Origin of the sequence: Campylobacter anatolicus (assembly GCF_018145655.1) — a bacterium.
Taxonomy (GTDB): Bacteria; Campylobacterota; Campylobacteria; order Campylobacterales; family Campylobacteraceae; genus Campylobacter_A; species Campylobacter_A anatolicus.
Map to the genome: position 1 here is coordinate 472,228 of NZ_JAGSSY010000001.1, position 23,852 is coordinate 496,079.

Below are 23,852 nucleotides of genomic sequence, written 5' to 3' on the forward strand. Positions count from 1 at the left end.
ATCGATTTAAGGCGTTTATGATGTTTTCATTACTCTGTTGATTTAGTTTATTTTTGCTCTTTTTCAAAGGTTTTCACTCATTTTCTAAAAATTTAATAAGCTTAGCTGACACACTAACCGCGTCAAACTCCAAAGCACGATTATACGAAATTTTCTCGTAATTTTGCCTTATTTTCTCATTTTCTAGTGCTCTTCTCATTTCACGTTCAAAGGCCATCTCATCATCAACGCCGACTAAAACGCCATATTTATCATCACCTAAAAGCTCCCTGGCACCACTTTGATGATCGGTTGAGATGATAAATTTTTCACATGCAAGAGCTTCGAGTAGCACGTTTGAAAAGCCCTCAAAACGAGATGCACAGACAAAACACTCGGCATTTTTTATAAATTTAAATGGATTTTTATCCACGCCAAGTAGCTTGATACGCTCACTCATGCCAAGCTCGTCTACTAAACTTTGAAGCTCATTTTGTAAGCTACCCTTACCAAGTATCCCAAGCGTTGCACGTGGGTCATTTATACGAGCTATTATTTTAATCAACATAGCTTGATTTTTACCGCTATCAAGCCGTCCAATATTGATAAAAAATGGCTTAAAATCACTATTTAATGGCTCGTTTTTAAGCTCATTTATCGCATTTAAATTTATCGCGTTATGAAGTACTTTTGTCTTTTTCTCATCAGTAGCAAAATTTCTAACTAGATCCTCTGCGTTACCCTGTGCGTTTGCTAGGATAAGATCGGCTCTATTATAAAGTATTCGCACGAAAAATTTATTTACAACTCCGCTTAAACCATGGCTATATATCACGCTAGGACAGCTTCTCTCACTAATGACTATACGTCCACGAAGTCCTAAAATACGAGCCATTAAGGCGATATAGCATGGACGATTCATTAACACAAAATGCGTATCAATGCTTAAATCTTGACAAAGTTTTTTATACCGCAAAGCTAAATTTGGTAGGGCAAAAAAGAGCCGAAATAGCTTTTTTACACCACTTTCATACGGATCACTTCTCTCTATAAAATGCACATTTATCTCATTTGGTAACTCATATGCTACGACATCGCTCATAAGTATCAAATGCACCTCATAATGCTGTACTAAAAATGGCAGTAAATTTGACACCACACGCTCCGCACCACCAGGACCCATTGAGTATAAAAAAACAGCAAGTTTTTTCACCGCATTACCTCATCTATAAATTCGTGCCACTGCATCATTATATGCTCCATTTTAAACTTACTAATACCTATTTTAGCGTTATCTGCTAAGCTTTGACGTAGCTTTTCATCACGCAAAATTTCACTTAATGCACGAGCTAGCTCATCATCATTTTCGCTCTCAAAAATTACACCATTTACGCCATTTTTTATAAGCTCACGTGAGCCAATCGTATCACTTGAAATTCTTGCACAACCAAAGGCTGCTGATTCTATAAGCACGTTTGAAAGCCCTTCACTTCGTGAGCTAAGTACAAAAATTCTTGCTCTTTCATAAAGTGTTTCAACATCTTTAATATGTCCTAAAAACTCCACATTCAAGCCAAGCTCACGCACTAAGTCTTTTAAGTTTTTCTCCTGTGAGCCAACCCCTGCTACTTGCACTGACCATCCTTTTAAAAGCTTACTATCAACCTTAGCTAATGCCTTAAAAAACACATCATAGCCCTTAACAATCTCAAGTCGCCCAACGCTTAAAATAATATTTTGTTTCACACTTTGCGTAATATTTAAATTCTCGCTTTCTGTATCTAAATTTAAAAACAGTGGATTGTGTATCACAACGCGAAGTTTCACAAAATCATAATATTCAAAATCGCTTTTACTAAGCACGCTAAGTCCATCTACAAATTTATAAGCCATGTCTCGCATAAGCCTAAATTTAAGGCTTTTTAGATACTCATTTGCGTGGTGTTCGGTGGCAATATGTTTAAATTTTAAACCAAAATTTGATATCACACAAATTACGTTTGTCCAATCTATAAAGCTAATGATAAGATCAGGTTTTATACTTTTAAAACACTTACGAAGTGTAAAAATTTTACTAAATTTATTAGTCTTCTCACCATTTTTAGGCGCTAAATGATGAAATTTGATACTATTACTAAACTTATAATAACCAAAATCACGTTCCAAAACGGCAATATGGATCTCATTTTCACGCACTAGCTCAGAGCTAAGAGCTGCTAAAACACGCTCAGCACCACCGTTTGCAAGATTTGCAATGACAAATAAAATTTTTTTATTGCTTACTGCTTTTATCTTAGGAGGATTTTGTGTATTACCAAGCGTTTTATCGGTGGATTTTTGCAAATTTGACACTGCTTTAACACCACTGAGTGCGAGTATCTCAAGCCACTTTTGATATATATTTTGTATATCAAACTCAATCAGTCGTTTTTTAGCATTTTGACACATTTGTACTCTTTTATTTTCATCGATTAAAAGCTCATCAACTACCGCACTCATCCCGCAGACATCGTCTATATCACACAAAACTCCATCCGTGCCATCTGCTATTAGCTCACATGCACCACTTGTTTTTGTCGCAACTCTAACACATTCAAAGCCGATCGATTCTATCAAAGTGTTGCCAAGTCCTTCAAATTTAGATGTTAAGACAAGCACCTTAGCACGACGATAAAGAGAGGTTACATCGCTTATGTTGCCGATAAATTCCACATCTGCACCGATCTGGTGTGATAAAGTCTGTAAATTCTCACGCTCTAAGCCATCTCCAGCAACGATAAATTTATAGCACTTATGTTTTAAATTTGCTGCAACTTTTATAAACATTTCGCAGTTTTTTATCCCAACCAAACGCCCTACAAAAATAGCTAAATTTTCCTTCTTATCGATTCTGTTTTCACTAAAATTACTAAAATTTGGATTATATATCACACTCACATTTTTACAAAATTTTAAGTAATGCTTAGCATCAGCGTGAGTAAGTACACTAAGAGCGTTAGCAAATGGATAAAGCAATCTACGCAAAGCCTTAAATACCCACTTTTTTGGTGCGTTAAAACTCGTGTGTTCGCTAATGATAATGGGCGTTTTTAGCCCAAATGAACTTAGAATAACAAGCAAATTTGTGCTATCTAAAAATGAGATAACTGCGTCAAATTTACCATTTTTTATCAAATTTCTTAAATCTTTTAACTTTGAAAATCGCTTTTTAATATTACCTAAAAGCCCTTTCTCGCCAACTCCGCTTTTTAAATTTATAATATTTATACGACCATTAATCTCATAAAACGGCTCTTTTTCATCAAATTTAACCAAGCTAACATCATTGCTCTCACTAAATTTTGATGCTAAAATGGCACAAACACGCTCAGCACCGCCACTTTGTAAAGTTGAGATAACAAACAAAACTCTCATAAGCCAAATCTCTTTTTTATACTTACTCTAATGCGAGAAAGGGCCGATAGTAAGGTATTTGGTAGTGGCGAGATAGCTAAAAATATAAGCGTTGATGGTAAAATTTTAACTCTTAAGCTCTTAAAAATGCAACGAAGCATCATCGTATAGTCTCCACCCATTTTTGAATAATATGCCGCTTGTTTGTATTGAGTAGCTAAAAACTGAGGTGCATGCACGGCTGCGATCTGTTGCGTCATCATGGCAGTTTTTAAATAGGCGTGTGCTACACTTAAAGCGTGTTTAGTAGCATTTTTGGTTGCACTATCATCACGTGCGATCCTATAAAGATATAAGGGCTTTTTAATGTAATAAACATGGCTATCAAAAAAGCGGATATAAAGCTCATTTTCTCCGCCAAAACTACGCTCATCAAAACGAAAATCATCTATAAATTTACGTGAAAAAATTTTAAAAAACTCACCATTTATTCTCCCACAATGATAATCCACTCGGCTCATATCACCACTACTAGTATACGGACTTCGCCCAGCCACAGTCTCTAGCACTACTCCATATTTTTCGCAAAGACAATCAGCAAAAACGCACTCATACCCACTACGTAAAAACACCAAACACTCGCTTATCGCACTTGCACTAAGAAGCTCATCATCATCATCAAGTAAGCAGACAAACTCACCATTTACTTTATCAAAACCGTTATTTTTGTTTCCATTTGGACTTTTAGTGTGATTTGTGTTCTTAAAAAATTTAATACGCTCATCGCCAAACTCTGCACACACTTTACTAGCTCTATCGTCCGCTCCATCATCTGTAACGATTATCTCAATATCAGTAAAATCTTGCATTAAAGCCGAAGCTATCGCTCTTTTTAAAAGCTTTGGTCGATTAAATGTAGCTATGACTATACTTACCATTATCTGCCTTTAAAAATACGTTCATAGCCTAAAAATAAGCTCTGCAATCGTGAAATCACTAAAAATTTAAAACTTTTAAAATATGCTTTAAGGCTTGGCTTATATCCACGCTCATTTCGCTCATTTTCTATGTTTGAGCTACTTAAGTCAGTTGGATGTGCAAAAATATCGCTAAAATACATATTTGCGTTTATTTTACGCAATAAAAACTCCCAAACATCAGTCGTACAAAGTGCTTTTTTGTGCAAGTTTAAAAGCCCTTTTGCACTCTCACGCGTGATAATATACGCCGCCGCCCTATAGATACAGCCGTGCGAGCTTGGTGCGATACGCCAAATTTTAGCGTCAATATCACTCAAAAATCCACTTAAATTTTTTTTACCAAATGCACTAAAACGCCCAGCCAGTCCGTCCTGGGCTCCACATATAAACACTATATTTTTATCATTTTTATAAATTTGCTCCGCAATTTTAAACGCTAAATTTATCCCACTATCATCGCCTATAATATCATCTTCAAAGATAAGTCCAAATTCTGCTCCACTAGCCAAAAATGCCTCATAAGCTACTACATGCGACAAAGCACAACCGATCTCAGCTGGGCTTAAAAGTCTATGATAAGCTTTTAAAGAAGCATTTGCATAACTAAAATACTTACAAACATTCATCTCACGTCCATCAACAGCATCTATAAGACTGAATTTATCATAGCTACTAAATCGCTCTTTGAGTGCGTTGCGACGTGCGGTATCCTTTGCGAGAGAGATGAGGAAAACTGGGTATTTCATCGTTTGCCTTTAAATTTTGAGCTTATTTTAGCGATGATTATACCACGTCCAAATTTATCAAAAAACAGCCAAAGTCCTAATGTATAACCAAATGTCAAAAACACAAGCGAAATAGCGATAAACTTGCTCCAACTTGTGATAAAAATAAATTTAGAAATAGAGTAAAAAACTACTAAAATCACTGAAAAAATAGCTAAATTTTTAAAATAAACACCATAAAAACTAGTCGGTTTAATGCCTAGATTTAAAGCTGCATTTATAAGATCAAAGCCTAAAATTCGCATACTATAAAAAGTTGCACCAATCAGGGCAATACCATAAACACCATAATCACTAAATTTTAAAACAGCCACTTGAGCCAGTATCGTGCTAATGCCTAAAATGGTGTTGGCGATGGCTGGACGGCGTAGTTTGTTAGTCGTGCTATCAAGGTTAAAGAGCGAAAAAACAAAACTGATAAAGAGTATCGGAATAAGCGTTATTATTGAGAGATTATAAATAAATGTGATCTCTTCACTGCTCTTAAACGGCAACCAAAGCTGGTAAAACTCGCGTCCAACCACGATAAATACCGCAGTTGGCACACTCATCACAAAAGCAACTACTCGCATGGAAAACTTAGCTTCGCTAACAAGAGCTGTTAAGTTGTCCTTTGAATAAAGCTCTACAAATTTTGGTGCAAATATGCTACTTATTTGAGCCACAAAGCTCTCTAAAATGATCGGTGCAGCCTTTGAGACGGCAAGCAACCCTGTAACATTTGCATTTATAAAGATATTACATATAAACAGATCCATGCCAGTTAAAAGTATGCGATTTAGAGCATTAAAGCTATTCCAAATGCCTGAGTTTAAAAGCTCTTTTATCTTACTAAAATCAAATCGCAAAAGGCTAAATTTAAGCTCTGGTGTTATAACAGATGAAATATAAATCGTGCTAAAAAGTATAAAAAGTGATGAGATTAGTGCAGCGATAGCGATATATGCGATCATAGGCGTGAAAAAGTAAAATAATGCAACGATGAGTGTAGCTAAAATGACGCTAGAAATGGCGTTGCGGATGCTTAGCAGATATAACTTATTACGCACAAAGGCACATACTGTGATAACACCATTAAAAAGCCCAACACAAAAATTAATAAAGTAAAATATAAATGTCAGTCGAACATCACTCACAAGTGTCTCTGGAACATTTAAAATGCTTGTGAAATTTAATATAAATATACCTGAAAGCACCATAACAAGGAGTGAAAAAAAGATATTTACTACTAAAACCGACGAGTAGTAGCTATTTGTCGCTATCAGATCTCCTCTATGCCACTCATAAGCGACAAATCGCCCAGAAACTGAGTTTATAGCTACAGTTATAACAGAAGCATAGCTTACTATGGCATTGCTTAGACCCACAAAGCCATAAGCATCGTTACCAAGAGCTTTTAGTATAAATGGCGTTAAAAAAAAATTTATCCCCATCGAGACCGCAAAAACGACTATGGAGCTTATTAAATTTATAAACAATCAAAGTCTCGCATCGGCTTTTGGATAGATGTTTTTAATATCATAAACCAAGCAACCATCTAAATTTATCCCTTTAAATTCATTGTGTGCAACCGCTATAACTACGCAGTCGTAGTCCTTTGGTGAGTAGTTTGCACGTAGTTCAAAGCCATATTCATGTTTTACATCGTTACTATCCGCCCAAGGGTCAGCCACGTCCACACTGCAGCCAAATTCCTTAAGTTCGTCTATTACGTCTATAACGCGTGAGTTACGTATATCAGGGCAGTTTTCCTTAAATGTGATACCAAGCACTAGTACGCGAGCTTTATTTATCAAAACGTCTCGTTTTATCATCAGTTTTATGATCTGATTTGCAGCATATTTACCCATATTATCATTAATCCTACGACCAGCTAGTATCATCTCAGGATGGTATCCTAGCTCTTGAGCCTTATGCGTTAGATAGTAAGGATCTACGCCTATACAATGTCCGCCAACTAATCCCGGGCGAAAATTTAAGAAATTCCACTTCGTTCCTGCCGCATTTAGCACCTCGTTTGTGTCTATCCCCATTTTCTCAAAGATCATTGCAAGCTCATTTATAAAGGCTATATTTATATCACGCTGCGTATTTTCAATGACTTTAGCAGCCTCTGCGACTTTGATACTTGAGGCCTTATATGTTCCAGCCGTTATGATAGAGCTATAAATTTCATCAACTTTATCAGCTATATCTGGTGTGCTACCACTTGTGATCTTGCGTATTTTAGCTACAGTATGCTCTTTATCTCCCGGATTTATCCGCTCAGGCGAGTATCCGCAGAAGAAATCAATGTTAAATTTAAGCCCACTTTGCTCTAAAATCGGTACACATATCTCATCTGTGACACCTGGATAAACTGTGCTTTCATATACAACTATGTCACCTTTTTTTAGCACTTTTGCCACGCTCTGACTCGCCTTTATCACAGGCGTCAGATCAGGACGTTTATTTTTATCAATAGGCGTTGGCACGGTTACGATGAAAAAGTTACACTCCTTTATATCTTCTAAGTTTAGGCTAAATTTTATACCATTTTTGATAGCTCTTTTCATCTGGTCATAGCTTAGCTCGAGCGTCCTATCGTGAGCGTTTTTAAGCTCATCTATACGAGCGACATTTACATCAAAGCCTACAACTTCGTATTTCTCGCTAAATGCCGCAGCTAATGGTAACCCAACATATCCAAGACCAATTATAGCTATTTTCATATTTTATCTCCTACTTTTTTAAATTTTATAGCGGATTACATCAGTAAAATTACTAAATTTTAACAATCCTTTAAATTTTTCTCTCCCACTCAAGAGCTGTTTTTATGATAAGTGCCAGATCATCACGTTTTGGTTTCCAGCCTGTCAGGGTTCTTAGCTTATTTGCATTTGAGATAAGCACGGCTGGATCACCATCACGGCGAGGTAAATTTAACACTTTAAAGTCTACTCCACTAACCCTTTTAGCCACCTCAATGACCTCTTTTACACTAAATCCACGCCCATAGCCCACATTAAATATCTCGCTATCGTTTGAATCGATATATTCAAGTGCTGCTAAATGTGCGTCTGCAAGGTCGCTCACGTGTATGTAATCTCTCACGCAAGTACCGTCCTTACTCGCATAGTCATTGCCAAATATCCCCATGCTCTCGCGTTTACCAAGTGCTGTTTGTGCAGCTATTTTGATAAGATGTGTAGCGTTTGGATAGTTCTGCCCGATTAGTCCTTGCTCATCTGCACCAGCTACGTTAAAATAACGCAAAATAGCAAATCTAAATGCAGAATTTGCACTAGAATAATCTCTAATAATACGCTCACTCATTAGCTTACTAAAACCATACGGATTTATCGGATTTGTAGGGCTTAGCTCAGTTACTTCTGGCGTATCTGGCTCACCATAAACAGCAGCTGTTGAACTAAATATAAATTTATTTACGCCGTATTTTTGACAATATTTTAGCACTCTAGCGACATTTGCGGTATTATTTAGATAGTATTTTAGCGGATCAACGGTACTTTCAAAGACCTCTATAAATGCTGCAAAATGGATAATAGCATCAAATTTGCCATTTTCAAAAATTTTGCTTAAATCATCTTCTAAATTTGTATTTATAAAGTTAAAATTACCAACATTTTTTAATGCTTGTATCGCTTTATCTGAGCCTTTGCAAAGGTTATCTATCACACTTATATTATGCCCACCCTGTTGTAAAAGTGCCTTTAATACATGGCTACCAATATAACCAGCACCACCAGTTATTAAAATATTCATATGTTTTCCTTTATATATTTTGGCAATTTTATCAAATATTTCATTAACAATCGCACTAAACTTAAATTTTTGATGAAATTTAGATATTTGCAAAAAAGGCTGAATTATACTTACAAAATACGACTAAATAAAATTCTCTTTCATCTCTTATAGATTTCAAAAATGAAACTTTTATTTTTAGCCACTATCGTTTTAAATGTCTAGATAATTTTAAAAATTTAAGTGCATTTTTGATTATTTTGTTACTCTGATTTAGTCTTTTCTAACTCTTAAAAATATAGGAAATCTAGGAACGCCATTTGCAGTTAAGTTTTGATATTTATAGGTGATTATTTCGCCGATTTTAGGTGGATTTGTGCGATCTTTATCACTAAAACCTGAGCCGATTTTAAATTTTTTTGCTGTTTTTAAATCTTTGCATTCAAGCGAACCAAGCATATTTTTATACTTGCCATTACCTTTGTTTAGTGCAATTACCTCGCACTCTGCGTCTTTAAAGCTTTTAATTTTAAGATCATTTTTGCTCCGTCCATTATGATATGGTGTATCAGGATTACGCACTACTACGCCCTCACCACCCAAACGCTCAATTTCGTTTAAAATTTCTAAAAGCTGAGTATTATCTTTTATCAACGTTTGCTTTATAATGTGTATATGTTTGGCACTTGATGTATTTTTAACCATAAAATTTTTAAGCTTTTCTAATCTTTTTAGTAATCCGCCCTGCTCGTGTGGCACGTCAAAAACGTAAAATTTCACTTCACTCCACTGAGTTAAATTTGGCGTTTTATCCATTACCACAGAAGTTAATCTCTCAAACTCACCACGCCCAAGATATAGCTCTCCATCAAGCTCAAATGGCGGAAATTCTGCTGTAAATTCGCTCGGTGCATTCAGAGTTTTACCATTTCTTGAGCGTAAAATTTTACCATCTCAGTAAGCCCTAATGCCATCAAGCTTTTCACTAAAAAGCCAACCACTGACGTTTTGATCTTTAAACTCGCCAAGCTTTAAAAGCTCAAATTTTATACCATTTTTAGATGTATCTATCTCATTTTCACTTAGTGCATACGCAAAGACGACAAAATTTAAAACTACTAAAAAGGCGAATAAAACTCTCAAATTTTAGCTCCATAAAACTTGCTATACCACTCAATAAACCTTGCCACGCCATCATTTACGCTCGTGTTTGGCTTATAGTCAAAATCAGCAACCAAATCAACCACATCAGCAAAAGTCGCAGGGACGTCACCAGCTTGAAGTGGTAAGAAATTTTTATCTATCTCACGTCCTATTTTTATCTCAATCGCTCTTATATACTCCATTAACTCCACTGGATTATTATTACCAATGTTATAAATTTTAAACGGAGCTGATGAAGTCGCAGGATCAGGGGCTTTACCGCTCCATTTTTCATTTGGCTTAGCTGGGTTATCCACACATTTTATTATGCCCTTTATGATATCATCAATGTATGTAAAGTCCCGCTTCATCTTTCCGTAGTTAAAAACGTCTATTTTTTCGCCATTTAATGCTGCTTTAACAAATAAAAATAGTGCCATATCAGGACGTCCCCAAGGTCCATAAACAGTGAAAAACCTTAAGCCAGTTGTAGGTAAACCAAAAAGGTGGCTATACGTATGAGCCATCATCTCATTGCTCTTTTTACTAGCTGCATACAAACTTATAGGATGATTCGTTGCTTCGTGTGTGCTAAAGGGCATATTCTCATTTAGTCCATAAACCGAGCTAGAACTCGCATAGACTAAATTTGCTATTTTATGGTGGCGACAAGCCTCTAAAATATTTAAAAAACCCGTGATATTGCTATCTATATAGGCTTGAGGGTTAATAAGTGAGTAGCGAACTCCAGCTTGTGCGGCGAGATTTATTACGCAATCAAATTTATGCTCATCAAAGAGGCTTTTTATGATGTCTGCATTTTGCAAATCCGCCTTTATAAAGCTTAAACCGGGGTGTTTTTGCGATACACAAAGCTCATTTTCTCTAACGCTATCATGCTCAAATCCAGCTTCTTTTAGCCTTGCATATTTTAAATTTATATCATAATAATCATTGATATTATCAAGCCCAACAACGTTATCACCACGTATAATCAACGCATTTGCAAGGTGAAATCCAATAAAACCAGCCGTTCCAGTAACTAAAATATTCATAATTTTCCTTCAAATTTTAAAGCGATTTTATCTAAAATTTATAAAATTACCACTTTTTAATCTAAATTTATCTCAGGTAGCCCATCATCTTTGATTTTAACACGCTCTTTTTGTTTTAAATTTATCTGACTTCCCTTTTGTAAAAGCCCGCCTAAACCGCTTTTTACAAGGCTTTTATTTAACTCATCTATGCTTTGTTTATGCGTCAATAAAGGCTCATTTGTGTCTAAATTTTCACTCTCAAAACTTTGTGAAACATCCACCTCATCGCCATAGCCACCACTCTCTTCATAGCTAAGCTCACCTCCAATACGAGCCAACTCCAGCTCTACAGATTCGCAAAAAACAAAGCTATATCCGCGGTGAGTGCAACTAGTAGATAAAAACTCGCTCATCACGCTTAAAAAACTAGCATAATCATCAAGTGTGATATTACCTTGAAGTAACTCAAATTTTAAAAATAGCCAGTAGGTATTAAGCACATCTGACTCGCAGTATTCGTTGATTTTTATAAGCTCATTTGCATAGTATAGCTCAAGCACTTGATCACCGTGAACGTCGTATTTGCCAGGCAAGTTTAAACTAGCACAAAGAGTGTCAAGCTTTAGTCCACGTACTGCACCAAAGTCGCTGATATGATCAAGCAAGTCAAGATGAAAACGTGATGAGTAGCGACTACGATAATTCTCCCATTTATTTTTATTTAGCTCTCTGTTTTCACTCTCAAAATAGGCTGGAACGCTTAGATTATATCGCATTGCACGAGCCATTATCATCGGCAGATCAAAGCCACGTCCATTGAAGCTAACAAGTCGCGGATTGTAATCATTTATAAATTTAAGAAATTTGGCTATGATCTCACGCTCAGAGTCGCCCTCCATAGTACTAACTCGCAGAAATTTACCATATTCATCAGCCATCACTGCCGAAATCGCTACAACTTTGTGAAACATAATAGGTAAAAACTCGCTCCCGCTAACTTCTTTTTGAGCTGAAAATGCCTGCAAACTTACCGTTTTATCATCGCCGTTAAATCCATAAATCTTACGCACCAACTCCGCATCAGGTATGGTTTCACAATCAAAAACGCAGATATAGTTTCTCGCCATTTTTAACCTTTTTATAAATTTAAGGCAATTTTAGCATAAAATAGCTAAAATACTGAATTTATAAGGACAAATCAGGAAATAAAATGAGAGAGAGATTTGAGTATTTTTTAGCTTTAACTCTGATAAAAATAGCTAAAATTTTACCCATAAATTTTATATATAAATTTTTTGATACATTAGCTATTTTTGCGTTTCACGCACTCAAATCCAGACGAAAACTAGCCATCTCAAACCTACAAAAAGCCCTAAATATAAGCTACAACAAAGCTTATGAGATCACAAAAGCAAACTTCCAAAGTATAGGCATAACACTAGCCGAGACGTTACTTATATACAACAGCAGACTAAACTTTGAATGCAAGATAAAAAACACAAATTTGATAAAAGAGATGTTTGAAAGTATCGTCTCTCGTGGGAGTGGTGCTTTGCTCGTTACTGCTCACTTTGGTAATTGGGAGCTTTTAACTCAATACGCTGCGAGTATTGGCTATCCACAGCTCATCATCGGCAGAGAAGGCAATAATGAGCTTATAGAGCAAAATCTAACCTTACCATTTAGACAAAAATTTGGCAACACACTAGCTTATAAACACGAAGCGATGAGTAAGATAGTAAAGACACTAAAATCAGGCAGTTTTGCTGGTATTTTGATAGACCAGCACGCAGGCGGTCATAATAGCGTTAGAAATAAATTTTTCAACCTTGAGTGCTACACGACAAAGACGATAGCAACACTATTTTTAAAGTATAAACCAAGCGTATTTTTTATATTTTTACGTAGGTGCGATGACGGCAGATATGAACCCGTGATAAAAGAGGCACAGTTTGAAATAATAGGCGAAAAAGAGATCGACACCGAGCGTATCACTCAAATTTGTAATGACGAGATAGAAAACGTTATAAAAACAGCCCCGCATCAGTGGTTTTGGATGCATAATCGCTGGAGGGGTGAGTGAGTAAAAAGGCTCTTATTTTAAGTGATGGCAGAAAAGGTCATGAAAACCAATCCATTGCATTTTGCAAGTATAAAAATTTAGATTATGAAATAGTTGAAGTTAAGTTTTGCAATAAAGCAGTTAAACTACTTTCATATATGCTTGATTTTTTAGGGATTAGAGCTAGAATTTTTAATGCAGCTCAACCAAAAGGCGATAAATTTGATATTGTCGTGGGGACTGGGTCTGGGACGTATTATGCAGTAAAGTATTTTGCACGTAAATTTGGTGCAAAAAGTGTCGTGATGATGCTACCAAAGGGATATAAAAACGACTTTGATATAACATTTGTTATGCCACATGATAGTTATAAATTTACTCAAAATAACATCCTTTTACCTACGAATGCAAATTTTTGGGATGAGAACTCGCAGAGTTTTTACACGCCAAAGTCAAAGGCGATAGGCTTTATTATTGGTGGCGAGAACAAGGGGTTTGAGTTTAACAGTAGCGATGTCTTTGATGAGATAAAGGAGATAATGACTAAATTTAACGGATATAAATTTGTTGTTACAACATCGCCTAGAACGCCTATTGAGCTTGAAAAAAGGCTGATGAGTTTGGAGTTTGAATTTAGTGTTTTTTACTCACAAAATCAGATAAATCCAATTAAGGATTTTTTAAACTATTGCGATCTTGTCTTTATCACATCAGATTCAACATCTATGATAAGCGAGGCCGTATGCAACGGTACGGCAGCGGTTGAAGTGATAAATAACAAAGGAAATAAATCACTAAAATATCAAAAATTTATCAAAAATTTACAAGATGGCGGATACCTCCACGTCTATGACGGAAGTGTTATGCAAAATAGTAAAAAGATATCGTTAAAAGAGATATTTAAGGGCGTTAATATATGAAAATCGTACAAATTTTACCTGAGTTAAACGAAGGTGGCGTAGAGCGTGGCACGATCGATATGAACGCAGCTTTAGTGCAAAATGGCTTTAACTCAGTCGTGATAAGCAGTGGCGGAAAACTAGTAAAAGATATCACAGATAACGGCGGACAGCATATAAAGTTAAACGTCTCAAGCAAAAATCCTTTCACATCTATAAGTCGTGCAAAAGCCCTAAAAAAGGCTCTTATTGAGCTAAAACCTGATATTATTCACGTTAGAAGCCGAGTGCCAGCGTGGCTTGTATATCTAGCAAATAAAGGGCTAAATTTTAAAGTCGTTAGCACTATCCACGGACTAAACTCACCAAATTTTTATAGTGCCATTATGACAAAGGCTGACGCTTTAATCTGCGTAAGCAACTGCGTTAAAGAGCATATAATAAAGTATTTTCATGCCGATAAGAGTAAAATTTCTATAATCCCTCGCGGAGTTGAGTTAAATAAATTTAATCCACAAAATTTAGATACTAAATTTATACAAAATTTTCGCGATAAATATGCCATAAATAGCGATACATTCGTGGTCTCAAGTGTTGGTAGGATAACAGAGCTAAAAGATTATGAAACACTTATAAAAGGGATAAATGAGCTTAAAAATTCACATCCTATTAAGGTCTTTATAGTCGGCTCAGCACATCAAAAAAAGCAAGGATATCTGCTTAAGCTAAAAGATATGGTGGCAAGTTTTGGGTTAGAAAATGAGATAAATTTTACTGGAAATTTAGACAATATAGCCGAAATTTATGCCATTAGTAACGTAGTTGTCAGTAGCTCAAAAAAACCAGAAAGCTTTGGCAGGAGCGTAGCAGAGGCTATCGCACTAAACACACCTGTCGTTGCAAGTAACCACGGTGGAGTAAAAGACATCATTATAAAAGGCGTAAATGGCGACTTTTTTGAGGTTGGAGACTTTAAAGAACTAAGCGAGAAAATTTTAAATACAAGAGGGCTAAAATTTGATGGATATGATTATATAAAAGAGAATTTTTCATTTAATCAAATGTTTGAAAAAACGATAAAAATTTATAAGGATCTATATGAATACAACGCGAATCAAAGAGTATTTTAACAAGCCTTGGCAGATTTTATTATATAAATTTTTGCTATTTACTTGGGTGGTGTCAATACCATTTAAAAATGTAGTTTATCAAATCTCTTTTGTGCTGTTAGATCTTTTTTTTATCGCTCACGTGATATATCATAGAAATTTTAGCTGCATAAAAGAGATTTTATCAAATGTCAAATTTATAGCCATCTGTTTTTGTGGTGTTATACTATCTTTGATAATCTCAAACGCCTTAAACACAGAGTTTATCTCACAAAAAGCCTGGAGTAATACCGCTCTTTTTGTTTTTCGAACTGGACTTATTTTTATTGCACTTGGATATTTTTATAGGCTTAAATTTTTTAGCATAGATGAGATTATATTTGCTCTTTTAGCTGGGCTTAGCTTGGTTGGGCTTACAGCGATAGTTGCTATAGGACAAGATCCTAGTATTATTTTTAATGTAACAGATGGGTTAACAGGCTCGCTTAGTAGTAGAACTATATTTGGTTTATTTGCAGGACTTGGACTGGTTTCAAGCTTTGTTTTAGTAAAAAACAAAGCTATCAAATCATCGTTAATCTTCATATTTTTATTTCTCACTATCTTCTCATTTGCACGTAGCTCTTGGGTGGCTAGTGGCGTTGCTATCTCTGTTTTTATCATATTAAATTTTAAAAATATAGGCAAAAAAGAGCTTATAACAGTTACGACTTTAGTTTTATTTGTAGTGATTTTATATCTTAGTTTTGACTCTTTTCAGCAAAGAGTATCTGCACTTATTAATCTAAATTCAAGTGGGCGATTTACGATATGGACTTACTCTATACAAATGATACAGCAAAGTCCTATTTTTGGTTATGGTTTAGATAGCTTTAGATATCTACCAAATACTCCTGCCCTGCAAAGAACTGACTTTAATGCTACTCATAACATTATCTTAGAGCTACTTCTTTACACTGGTGTATTTGGAGCCATTTTTTATCTTAGTCTTATATTTGCGACATTTTTAAAAGCTTACAAAAGTCAAAATTTTGCCATTTTCACACTTTTTACCTATATGTTTGTATTGTGTTTGTTTGATTTTGGTGCATACTCCAAAGAGCCACAAAGTATAATAACGATATTTATATTTTTATTATACGCACATAAATTTAAGGAGTAAATTTGAGCCTTATCTTAGCCGTTATTTTGGCTATTTTTTTCATATTTTTTATTATATTTTCAGTGCGTTTTACTTGGTGGCGGAAGGGTATAAGCTACGAATTTCCACGCATTTTAATGTATCATATGATAAGCGATCATCTGCCTAAAAACGCATCTAAATTTAACAGGCTTCGTGTAAAACCAGAGGAGTTTGAAAGACAACTTATATGGCTTAAAAACAACGGCTTTAAAAGCTATACGCTAAATGAGCTTATAAATTTAAAGCACATTCAACCAAAATCTATAGTGCTAACATTTGACGATGGTTACAAAGATAACTTTACAAACGCCTTTACTCTGCTTAAAAAATATGGCTTTAAAGCAACTATTTTTATCGTTATTAACCGTTTTAATGCCGACTGGGCTAGCGATAAAGACACTAAAAATAAAAGTACTGAGCTAAACGCTGAGCCTATGTTAAGCAATGAAGATGTTCGCGAGATGATAGCTAGTGGGCTTATAGAGATCGGCTCACATACGCTTAATCACGTAAATCTGCCAACACTAACCGAAACTCAAAAAGCAAATGAGATAAAAAATTCAAAAGAGCAGATAGAGAAAATTTTTAGTATAAGTTGCAATACTTTTGCATATCCATTTGGCTTTTTTGACGATGCTAGCGTCTTGGCAGTTAAAAATGCAAACTACACCGCAGCTGTAACTACACAAAATGACGTTTACGACAGACAAAAATACTCAAATTTTAAGATCCCACGCATAATGATAAGTGGCAGACAGGGACTTTTAGCCTTCATTTTAAAGATAAAAAATGGACGTGCGAGATGAATATAGCCCTATTTTCTTGCTCTGCTATGTTTGGTGGTGTTGAAAAGATCATTGTTGATAGTGCAAATGAGCTTAGTAAAAGCGAAGATGTCTTAGTTATTGTGCCAAATGCGTGTAGTTTTCGCAAAAAATTTGATAAAAAAGTCCAAATTTATGAGTATCGTGGACTTGATAAACGTTACAATCCATTTTTATATCTCGAGATCGCTAAAATTTTAAGAAATTTTAAAGTCCAAATTCTGCATACGCATGGAGCAAAGGCGACACAAATGGGCTTTTTGCTATCTAAATTTATGAGCTTTACACTCGTTGCAACTAAGCATAATAATCGCAAAGGTAAAATTTTTAACCGCGTTAAAAATATCATCAGCGTCTCAAAAGCAGTTGCAAAAACTATAAACCATGAGAGCAAAACGATATATTTTGGTATAAATCCAAAGACCATCATACAAAATTTACCCGACAAATTTTGCATAACAGCCGTTGGTAGACTAGATAAGATAAAGGGCTTTGATCTGCTTATAAAAAGTGTAGCGGAACTTAAATTTGATTTTATTTTGCGTATTGTTGGTGCCGGATCAGAGCAAAAAAACTTAAAAGCTTTAATTAATAGTTTAAATTTAAATTCTAAAGTTAAAATGCTTGGTTTTAGAGACGATATAGATGAGCTTTTAGCTACTTCACACCTGCAAGTTATTAGCTCACATTTTGAAGGTATGCCTATAAATTTAATAGAAGGCATATTTTATTCGCCTATTATTATCTCTACGAACGTCGGCGGTATAGGTGAAATCTTGGATAAAAATTTCTTAATAACACATGAAAATATGAGTGAAAAGATCACTGAAATCTATAATAATTACAATATAAAAAAAGCAGAATTTATCAATGCTCACGATAAATTTAAAGAGATTTTAACACTTGAAAATTATATTTTAAATTTAAAGCAATATTATAAGGATATTTTGTGAAACAGCTAAAAATAGTGCATTGCAGTATCTTTAACGAAAACGAAAATGGTAACTTTTTTTATGGGCTTGAAAGAAAAATATCGCACGGGCTTATCCGAAATGGACACTTCGTTTATGACTTTAGCTATCGTGACTGGGAGCGAAATTTAAGATTTTTAAGGATAAAAAATAGTGGTTTAAAAAGCATGAATGATAAGCTTTTTGAAATTTGTAAAAATATAAAAGCTGATATTTTGCTGATAGGTAAAGCTGAAAAGATCGAGCTAAATACACTAAAACGTATAAAAAGTGAGCTTTCAAATATAAAAATCGTGCAGTGGTATGTAGATCATTTACAAGAAAATAGCGAATTTTTTGAAAAATTTAATACAATAGACACATTTTTTCACGCAAATGCTCTGCATCTGCAAAGACTATCAAATGAGTACAAAAATACAGTGTTTTCATTTTTTCCAAATATCTCAGACTCTGCGTTTGACAAATTTAAACAATTACCAAAAGTCGTTGATGTCATATATATCGCACGTGATTACAAAGAGGACGTTAGACATAAATTTGCTACACTTTTAGACGAATTTTGCAAAAAAAATAGTATAAATCATAAAATTTACGCTAGTTTGGGTAATAATAGTATCTTTGGTGATGAGTTTAATGTGGCGGTAAATAGTGCTAAAATAGCTATAAATTTTAACCGAGATGATGAGCTTGAGTGCAAAAATGCAAATAAATTGCTTGGAGCGTCTGATAGGATGGCTCAGTTTATGGGGTGCGGAGCTTGCACCTTTAGCCCCCAAATAGCTGGTTTTGAGAAACTTTTTGAGCCTAGTCGTGATATAGTTTATTTTAACAGTGTTGATGATTGTTTTAAAAAAATCAAAGAGTATCTTAAAGATGATAAATATACCGCCATCGCCGAACAAGGACGCCAAAAAGCCTTAAAAATCGTTAACGCAACTCGTGTAAGTAAATTTATGTTAGAAGTTGCATTTGGTGAAAAACTAAGCGAAGACTACGAGTGGAGCGAGTATAAATTTAAAAATGGAGCTGCGATATGAAAATACTACAAACTCTCCATTGGACGCAGTTTGCGGGGACAGAAAAGGTATGTGTCGATCTTTGTAATGAGTTTGCAAGTAACGGACACGAGGTGTTTTTGCTTACAAATGACAAGATCAAGCCCTACATAAATGAGAAAGTCAAATTTATAGAGCTTGACTTTGAGAAAAATCGCTATAATCCGATATTTTTATACAGTGTCGCAAAGCTCATTAAACACATAAAACCTAACGTTATACACTGCCACAATACAAAAGAGCTAGAAGTAATGTGTAACGCACGAACTTTTATGAAAGCTTACATACCGATAGTAGCTACAAGACACAATGCCGAAATGAAAAAAAAGTATAAAAAAGCCGATCTAGCCATCGGTGTTTCAAAAGAGACTATGAACTTTTTAAATGCAAGGCAAAATATACTTATAGAAAATGGAACGCCTTTTAAAAAGCCAAAAAAAATTAGCTTAAACAATAAATTTAATATTATTGGAATTGGTAGATTAGCTAAAGTTAAAGGCTGGGATTTACTTATAAAAGCTTTAGCTCAAGTTAAATTTGATTTTGAGCTTATACTTTTAGGCGAAGGCACAGAAAAATATAATCTGCAAAGACTATGTAATGAACTAAATATACAAGATAAAGTATATTTTAAAGGTTTTGTGACTAATGTCAATGATTATATATTTTCATCTGATATGCAAGTTATTGCTTCAATAGAAGAGGGATTGTCAATAGCACTAATAGAGGGTGTATTTTACTCAAAACTTCTCATAGCCTCAGATATAGCAAATCATAAAGAAATTTTAGGTGATGAATTAGTATTTGATAGAGATGAGAAAATTTTAGCTAAAAAGCTTACTGAAATTTACGAGAATTACGATAAATTCGTCCATATTTTTGCCAAAACAAAAGAGACAAAAGAGCAATACAGTATAAAAACTATGGCACAAAAGTATCTAAAAGCCTATGAGAGCGTGATAAAAAATGAGCCACTAGGCACTTGATGGGATAGATAAAAGATGAGTATTATTTATACACTTTTGGCTTTAGCATTTATCATATTTTCATTACGTTACAATTGGTGGAGAGTGCCTCAAAGCCACACAAAAGCAAGAGTGCTGATGTATCACTCTATAAGTGAGCATATGGGCGAAAAATTTGATAAATGGCGTGTGAAACCAAAAGATTTTGAATCTCAGATGAGATATTTAAGCAAAAATGGTTTTAAAAGCTACTTTATAAGTGAGCTAGTAGCACTTAAAAATTTGCCACCAAAGGCCTTCTGTATCACATTTGATGATGGTTATGCAGACAACTACACAAATGCTTTTGAAATTTTAAGGCGTTTTAATCTAAAAGCCACTATATATCTTGTACCAAATAAAGAGCAAAATTACTGGGAAAAGGGGCTAAAGCACCATTTGCAAATGCTAGATAATAAGCAAATAATTGCTTTGCAAAACTCAGGTTTAGTAGAGTTTGGAGCTCACACGCTAAACCACGTAAATCTCACAAAAATCAATCCAAACGATGCTCAAATAGAACTAAAAAACTCAAAAGAGCAAGTTGAAAAACTCACAGGTAAAAGTTGCGTAAGTCTAGCCTATCCTTACGGTAAATTTGATGAAAATATCGTGCGTATCGCGAAAGAAGTAGGCTACACAAACGCTGTCATCGTCAAACGCGGACTTTATGAGATAGGTGATGATAAATTTATGATAAAACGTATCGGAGTGCTAGGCACAGAAAGCTTTTTTGACTTTTGGCTTAAATTTAGTAGAATTAGGAATAAAATATGATAAAAGCTTCAGTTTTTATAATCACAAAAAATGAAGAAAAACATATAAAAAGAGTGCTTGAAAGTGTAAAAGACTTTGATGAGATAGTTATCGTTGATAGCGGAAGTACTGATAATACACTAAATATAGCTAAAAACTACACTACAAATATAACTCATCAAGACTTTTTAGGCTACTCACAACAAAAAGAATTTGCTAAAAATTTATGTAAAAACGAGTGGGTTTTAAACCTTGACGCAGACGAAGAGCTAAGCAGTGAGCTAAAAAATGAGATAATCAAAACAATAGCTAACGACGATACAGACGCACTTGAAGTTAATATATCAAGTCAGTATCTAGGACGTTTTCCACATAGGCTTTGTAAATTTATAACTCGTATAAGATTTTTTAAACGCTCACTTGGTTTTTATCCTAAAAAGCTAGTGCATGAAAGTATCAAATTTACCGGACAAGTAAAAAAAAGTAATAACTTTATCTATGATTACGGCAGTAACGAATTAAATACACACATAGACAAGATAAATGCTTACTCAACACTACGTGCTATAGAAAAATTTCAGAAGCATAAAAGTTTTTCGATCATAAAGCTCGTATTTATCTTTCCACTAGCATTTTGCAAATCATACATAATAAAACGAAATTTTTTAAATGGAGTTAGCGGCTTTATATCTGCCACCAATCTCGCCTTTTATGCATTTTTAAAAGAAGCAAAGCTTTATGAGGCATATCTTAAGGATAAATTATGATCTAAAAATCATCTCATTTTTATCAAAATATCTATAAAACAAGCACCTTAATCTTGTTATGGCTCTACGCCATTTTGGCCTAGAAAGCATCTTATATACAGTACTCTTAGTATCTCTTTCTGTCTGTATGCCAGAGTTACTTATGTCATCTGGATGGCTAAAAATATCTGCAAAATACATCTTTATATTTTGATGTGATAGCGTTATATCCCAAGCGTCAGCTAAAGTGTAATTTATATTTTTATAAAAATTTAGCAAATTTTCAGCAGATTTTCGTGTAATGATATATGCAGTCGTTCGAAATATATAACGATAGCTATATATAGGAACTAAAAATAAATCATCACAAATTCGCCTACCAAAAGCACTAAAACGACTGTCTAAACCATCTTGTGCTCCACATATTAGTATTGAATTTTCACTGATATTTTTTAACATATCAAATGCTTTAAATATCCCTTCATCATTACCTATCACATCATCTTCTAAAACAAGAGCATATGGTGCAGATCCTGATAAAAATTTCTCATAAACTTTTATATGAGAAAGTGTGCAACCAAGCTCAGATGGACTTAAAATTTGTGGAGTTTTATAGTTTGCTGCGATACTTGGAAGCACAGCATCATAATAATCCTTTGCGTTTAATATCCTGCCATCAACTGCGTCTACTATCTCAAATTTATCATAGTTTTTAAAGATTTTTTGTAAATTTTCTCTACGCAATTCATCACGTTGCAAGGAGACAACATAAACAGGATATTTCAAAATTTTATCCCCGAAAACTATTCAAAAAACTCTACATTAAATTTATCAATATCGTAGTTTTTACCAAGATACGCACAAATTTGTATCATATCTGTATGGGCCATCTCAAAACAACTTGTAGCTCCTGGGCTTGGCGTAATATTAAATATCACGCCATCATCAGTGCTTATACGTCCTTCGCCAAGCTCTAGTTTTTTACTCTCTCTATTTATAATCTGCGGACGAACGCCACCAAATTTATGAGCATAGACTAAATCATCTGCTGTTATGCTAGGCACGATCTTTCTGACATCTTTGGCAAATTCACGCTTGTTAATAAATGGCACTTCAAACAAAAAATTTCGTCCGATATATGCACGTATCTCATCATCTTTAAGTAGATCTTTAAATACATCAAAAACATTTTTATCGAATTTAAGTGATGAAAGAAATTCAAAAAAGCTTGAGTTACCGTGATAACGCTCAAGCTTTGGCATTGCAAGAGCAGTTGGTCCAAATCGAGTGTTGCCGTTTGCAAGTATATCAGGATCGCCGTGCAGTGCGGCAAATGGTAACTTTTCGTTTTGCATCATATAAACCTTGCCGTTTAGTAGCCGTTTATTGACAAAATAAAAGCTTCCGGCCACAGGTAGAGCACTAAGGTGCAAACCATAGCCCATTTTGTGAGCTATATAGAGCGAGTGAGCACCAGCATCTACTACAACAAAGTCTGCGGTGATTGCTTGTTTATCGCTAGTTTTTATGTAAAAAGTGTCACCTATTTTTTTAATCTCTTCAACTTTGCAATTTAGGCTTAACTCATATCCATCTCCACCTAAATCTTTGGCGTTTTTAACGAGTGAATTACTCATTGCACCAAAATCCATTGTAGTGTATTGACCGTCTTTTACGCCCATAGCTACAAGATTTTCAGGACGTTCGTTACCACGTGCGTCAAAAATTAAATTTGGCTCAATCTCTTTTAAATCATCTTTTTTATAAAGCTCTAAATATGGGAAAATCTCCTTAAATTCATCATATCTCGCCATCAATCTAGCCACCTCTTCATCGCCTACGCCTAGCACCATCTTTTGATGAGCAAACATAAATTTTTCGTTATAGCCGTATTTTAGGGCGTATTTTATAGGCATTTGGGCTACACGACTAACTTTTTTAGCCTTCTGTATCGTGTAGTTTGTCTCGATGTCTCCGCAGTGAATAGTCTGCGAGTTACCCCTACCGTTTGAATTTAGAGTTGCCACGCCTTCATATTTTTCCAAAAGTGCCACACGTTTTATGTCAGAAAACGCTGCAAGTTCATAAAATAGTGCCGTCCCACTCGTACCAGCACCAACTATAACTACATCAAAATGTTTCTGCTTCATTTAAAACCCCAAAGATAAATTTAAAATATCAT

The 23,852-nt window shown here is 34.7% G+C and carries 23 protein-coding genes; 10 read left to right on the forward strand and 13 right to left on the reverse strand.

Annotation, left to right across the window (positions count from 1 at the left end):
- Window positions 1-73: 73 nt before the first annotated feature.
- From pglJ to KDE13_RS02410, 11 genes are all read right to left on the reverse strand, one after another.
- A complete protein-coding gene (gene pglJ, locus KDE13_RS02365; RefSeq protein ID WP_212142740.1) occupies window positions 74-1,192 on the reverse strand; it encodes an N-acetylgalactosamine-N,N'-diacetylbacillosaminyl-diphospho-undecaprenol 4-alpha-N-acetylgalactosaminyltransferase in 1,119 nt (372 codons plus the stop codon).
- A complete protein-coding gene (locus KDE13_RS09490) occupies window positions 1,189-3,393 on the reverse strand; it encodes a glycosyltransferase (protein WP_229204331.1) in 2,205 nt (734 codons plus the stop codon). Before KDE13_RS09490 ends, pglJ begins: the two co-directional genes overlap by 4 nt.
- The gene (locus KDE13_RS02375; RefSeq protein ID WP_212140006.1) at window positions 3,390-4,310 is read right to left on the reverse strand and encodes a glycosyltransferase family 2 protein; all 921 of its coding nucleotides are present in this window, start codon (window positions 4,308-4,310) and stop codon (window positions 3,390-3,392) included. The genes KDE13_RS09490 and KDE13_RS02375 overlap by 4 nt, the downstream gene beginning before the upstream one ends.
- The gene (locus KDE13_RS02380) at window positions 4,310-5,098 is read right to left on the reverse strand and encodes a glycosyltransferase family 25 protein (RefSeq protein WP_212142741.1); all 789 of its coding nucleotides are present in this window, start codon (window positions 5,096-5,098) and stop codon (window positions 4,310-4,312) included. The genes KDE13_RS02375 and KDE13_RS02380 overlap by 1 nt, the downstream gene beginning before the upstream one ends.
- On the reverse strand, window positions 5,095-6,570 hold the full coding sequence (locus tag KDE13_RS02385; protein ID WP_229204332.1) for an MATE family efflux transporter: 1,476 nt from the start codon (window positions 6,568-6,570) through the stop codon (window positions 5,095-5,097). Before KDE13_RS02385 ends, KDE13_RS02380 begins: the two co-directional genes overlap by 4 nt.
- Window positions 6,571-6,615: 45 nt before the next feature.
- Window positions 6,616-7,848: a nucleotide sugar dehydrogenase gene (locus KDE13_RS02390; protein WP_212142743.1), complete on the reverse strand. Its 1,233-nt coding sequence runs from the start codon at window positions 7,846-7,848 to the stop codon at window positions 6,616-6,618.
- 70 nt (window positions 7,849-7,918) lie between these two features.
- Window positions 7,919-8,902 (reverse strand): UDP-glucose 4-epimerase GalE, encoded by a 984-nt coding sequence (galE, locus tag KDE13_RS02395; protein WP_212142744.1) that lies wholly within the window; start codon window positions 8,900-8,902, stop codon window positions 7,919-7,921.
- A gap of 252 nt (window positions 8,903-9,154) precedes the next feature.
- Window positions 9,155-9,826 (reverse strand): DNA ligase, encoded by a 672-nt coding sequence (locus KDE13_RS02400; RefSeq protein ID WP_476727239.1) that lies wholly within the window; start codon window positions 9,824-9,826, stop codon window positions 9,155-9,157.
- A gap of 9 nt (window positions 9,827-9,835) precedes the next feature.
- Window positions 9,836-10,024, reverse strand: a complete 189-nt coding sequence (locus tag KDE13_RS09875; protein WP_476727238.1) for a hypothetical protein — start codon at window positions 10,022-10,024, stop codon at window positions 9,836-9,838.
- A complete protein-coding gene (locus KDE13_RS02405) occupies window positions 10,021-11,079 on the reverse strand; it encodes an NAD-dependent epimerase (RefSeq protein ID WP_212141599.1) in 1,059 nt (352 codons plus the stop codon). Before KDE13_RS02405 ends, KDE13_RS09875 begins: the two co-directional genes overlap by 4 nt.
- Before the next feature lie 56 nt (window positions 11,080-11,135).
- Window positions 11,136-12,188, reverse strand: coding sequence for a 3'-5' exonuclease (locus tag KDE13_RS02410; RefSeq protein WP_212142745.1), 1,053 nt, complete (start codon window positions 12,186-12,188; stop codon window positions 11,136-11,138).
- A gap of 83 nt (window positions 12,189-12,271) precedes the next feature.
- Between KDE13_RS02410 and KDE13_RS02415 the strand changes: the two genes are divergently transcribed.
- From KDE13_RS02415 to KDE13_RS02460, 10 genes are read left to right on the forward strand one after another with little or no spacing between them, the layout of a single operon-like run.
- Window positions 12,272-13,144, forward strand: a complete 873-nt coding sequence (locus KDE13_RS02415; RefSeq protein ID WP_212141597.1) for a lysophospholipid acyltransferase family protein — start codon at window positions 12,272-12,274, stop codon at window positions 13,142-13,144.
- Window positions 13,141-14,043: an ELM1/GtrOC1 family putative glycosyltransferase gene (locus KDE13_RS02420; RefSeq protein ID WP_212142746.1), complete on the forward strand. Its 903-nt coding sequence runs from the start codon at window positions 13,141-13,143 to the stop codon at window positions 14,041-14,043. Before KDE13_RS02415 ends, KDE13_RS02420 begins: the two co-directional genes overlap by 4 nt.
- Window positions 14,040-15,152 carry a glycosyltransferase family 4 protein gene (locus tag KDE13_RS02425; protein WP_212142747.1) on the forward strand — a complete coding sequence of 371 codons (1,113 nt, stop codon included), beginning with the start codon at window positions 14,040-14,042 and terminating at the stop codon, window positions 15,150-15,152. Before KDE13_RS02420 ends, KDE13_RS02425 begins: the two co-directional genes overlap by 4 nt.
- The gene (locus tag KDE13_RS02430; RefSeq protein WP_212142748.1) at window positions 15,121-16,293 is read left to right on the forward strand and encodes an O-antigen ligase family protein; all 1,173 of its coding nucleotides are present in this window, start codon (window positions 15,121-15,123) and stop codon (window positions 16,291-16,293) included. Before KDE13_RS02425 ends, KDE13_RS02430 begins: the two co-directional genes overlap by 32 nt.
- A gap of 2 nt (window positions 16,294-16,295) precedes the next feature.
- Window positions 16,296-17,120, forward strand: coding sequence for a polysaccharide deacetylase family protein (locus tag KDE13_RS02435; protein WP_229204333.1), 825 nt, complete (start codon window positions 16,296-16,298; stop codon window positions 17,118-17,120).
- Window positions 17,117-18,091 (forward strand): glycosyltransferase, encoded by a 975-nt coding sequence (locus KDE13_RS02440; protein WP_212142749.1) that lies wholly within the window; start codon window positions 17,117-17,119, stop codon window positions 18,089-18,091. Before KDE13_RS02435 ends, KDE13_RS02440 begins: the two co-directional genes overlap by 4 nt.
- A complete protein-coding gene (locus KDE13_RS09640) occupies window positions 18,088-19,146 on the forward strand; it encodes a glycosyltransferase family protein (RefSeq protein WP_212142750.1) in 1,059 nt (352 codons plus the stop codon). Before KDE13_RS02440 ends, KDE13_RS09640 begins: the two co-directional genes overlap by 4 nt.
- Window positions 19,143-20,150, forward strand: a complete 1,008-nt coding sequence (locus KDE13_RS02450) for a glycosyltransferase (protein ID WP_212141591.1) — start codon at window positions 19,143-19,145, stop codon at window positions 20,148-20,150. The genes KDE13_RS09640 and KDE13_RS02450 overlap by 4 nt, the downstream gene beginning before the upstream one ends.
- A 15-nt stretch (window positions 20,151-20,165) precedes the next feature.
- Window positions 20,166-20,945 (forward strand): polysaccharide deacetylase family protein, encoded by a 780-nt coding sequence (locus KDE13_RS02455; protein ID WP_212142751.1) that lies wholly within the window; start codon window positions 20,166-20,168, stop codon window positions 20,943-20,945.
- Complete coding sequence (locus tag KDE13_RS02460) at window positions 20,942-21,691, forward strand: glycosyltransferase family 2 protein (protein WP_212139988.1); 750 nt, start codon at window positions 20,942-20,944, stop codon at window positions 21,689-21,691. The genes KDE13_RS02455 and KDE13_RS02460 overlap by 4 nt, the downstream gene beginning before the upstream one ends.
- Here the strand turns inward: KDE13_RS02460 and KDE13_RS02465 are convergent.
- Together KDE13_RS02465 and KDE13_RS02470 are read right to left on the reverse strand one after the other, a co-directional pair.
- Window positions 21,686-22,456, reverse strand: a complete 771-nt coding sequence (locus tag KDE13_RS02465) for a glycosyltransferase family 25 protein (RefSeq protein ID WP_212142752.1) — start codon at window positions 22,454-22,456, stop codon at window positions 21,686-21,688. The genes KDE13_RS02460 and KDE13_RS02465 overlap by 6 nt on opposite strands.
- A 17-nt stretch (window positions 22,457-22,473) precedes the next feature.
- Complete coding sequence (locus tag KDE13_RS02470) at window positions 22,474-23,820, reverse strand: FAD-dependent oxidoreductase (protein WP_212142753.1); 1,347 nt, start codon at window positions 23,818-23,820, stop codon at window positions 22,474-22,476.
- Window positions 23,821-23,852: the final 32 nt, after the last annotated feature.

What these genes read in the sequence shown, in the direction of transcription:
- KDE13_RS09490 (WP_229204331.1), bottom strand. Translation starts at nt 3,393, where the DNA reads ATGAGAGTTTTGTTTGTTATCTCAACTTTACAAAGTGGCGGTGCTGAG.
- KDE13_RS02375 (WP_212140006.1), bottom strand. Translation starts at nt 4,310, where the DNA reads ATGGTAAGTATAGTCATAGCTACATTTAATCGACCAAAGCTTTTAAAA.
- KDE13_RS02380 (WP_212142741.1), bottom strand. Translation starts at nt 5,098, where the DNA reads ATGAAATACCCAGTTTTCCTCATCTCTCTCGCAAAGGATACCGCACGT.
- KDE13_RS02385 (WP_229204332.1), bottom strand. Translation starts at nt 6,570, where the DNA reads ATGGGGATAAATTTTTTTTTAACGCCATTTATACTAAAAGCTCTTGGT.
- KDE13_RS02390 (WP_212142743.1), bottom strand. Translation starts at nt 7,848, where the DNA reads ATGAAAATAGCTATAATTGGTCTTGGATATGTTGGGTTACCATTAGCT.
- galE (WP_212142744.1), bottom strand. Translation starts at nt 8,902, where the DNA reads ATGAATATTTTAATAACTGGTGGTGCTGGTTATATTGGTAGCCATGTA.
- KDE13_RS02405 (WP_212141599.1), bottom strand. Translation starts at nt 11,079, where the DNA reads ATGAATATTTTAGTTACTGGAACGGCTGGTTTTATTGGATTTCACCTT.
- KDE13_RS02410 (WP_212142745.1), bottom strand. Translation starts at nt 12,188, where the DNA reads ATGGCGAGAAACTATATCTGCGTTTTTGATTGTGAAACCATACCTGAT.
- KDE13_RS02415 (WP_212141597.1), top strand. Translation starts at nt 12,272, where the DNA reads ATGAGAGAGAGATTTGAGTATTTTTTAGCTTTAACTCTGATAAAAATA.
- KDE13_RS02425 (WP_212142747.1), top strand. Translation starts at nt 14,040, where the DNA reads ATGAAAATCGTACAAATTTTACCTGAGTTAAACGAAGGTGGCGTAGAG.
- KDE13_RS02430 (WP_212142748.1), top strand. Translation starts at nt 15,121, where the DNA reads ATGAATACAACGCGAATCAAAGAGTATTTTAACAAGCCTTGGCAGATT.
- KDE13_RS02440 (WP_212142749.1), top strand. Translation starts at nt 17,117, where the DNA reads ATGAATATAGCCCTATTTTCTTGCTCTGCTATGTTTGGTGGTGTTGAA.
- KDE13_RS02450 (WP_212141591.1), top strand. Translation starts at nt 19,143, where the DNA reads ATGAAAATACTACAAACTCTCCATTGGACGCAGTTTGCGGGGACAGAA.
- KDE13_RS02455 (WP_212142751.1), top strand. Translation starts at nt 20,166, where the DNA reads ATGAGTATTATTTATACACTTTTGGCTTTAGCATTTATCATATTTTCA.
- KDE13_RS02460 (WP_212139988.1), top strand. Translation starts at nt 20,942, where the DNA reads ATGATAAAAGCTTCAGTTTTTATAATCACAAAAAATGAAGAAAAACAT.
- KDE13_RS02470 (WP_212142753.1), bottom strand. Translation starts at nt 23,820, where the DNA reads ATGAAGCAGAAACATTTTGATGTAGTTATAGTTGGTGCTGGTACGAGT.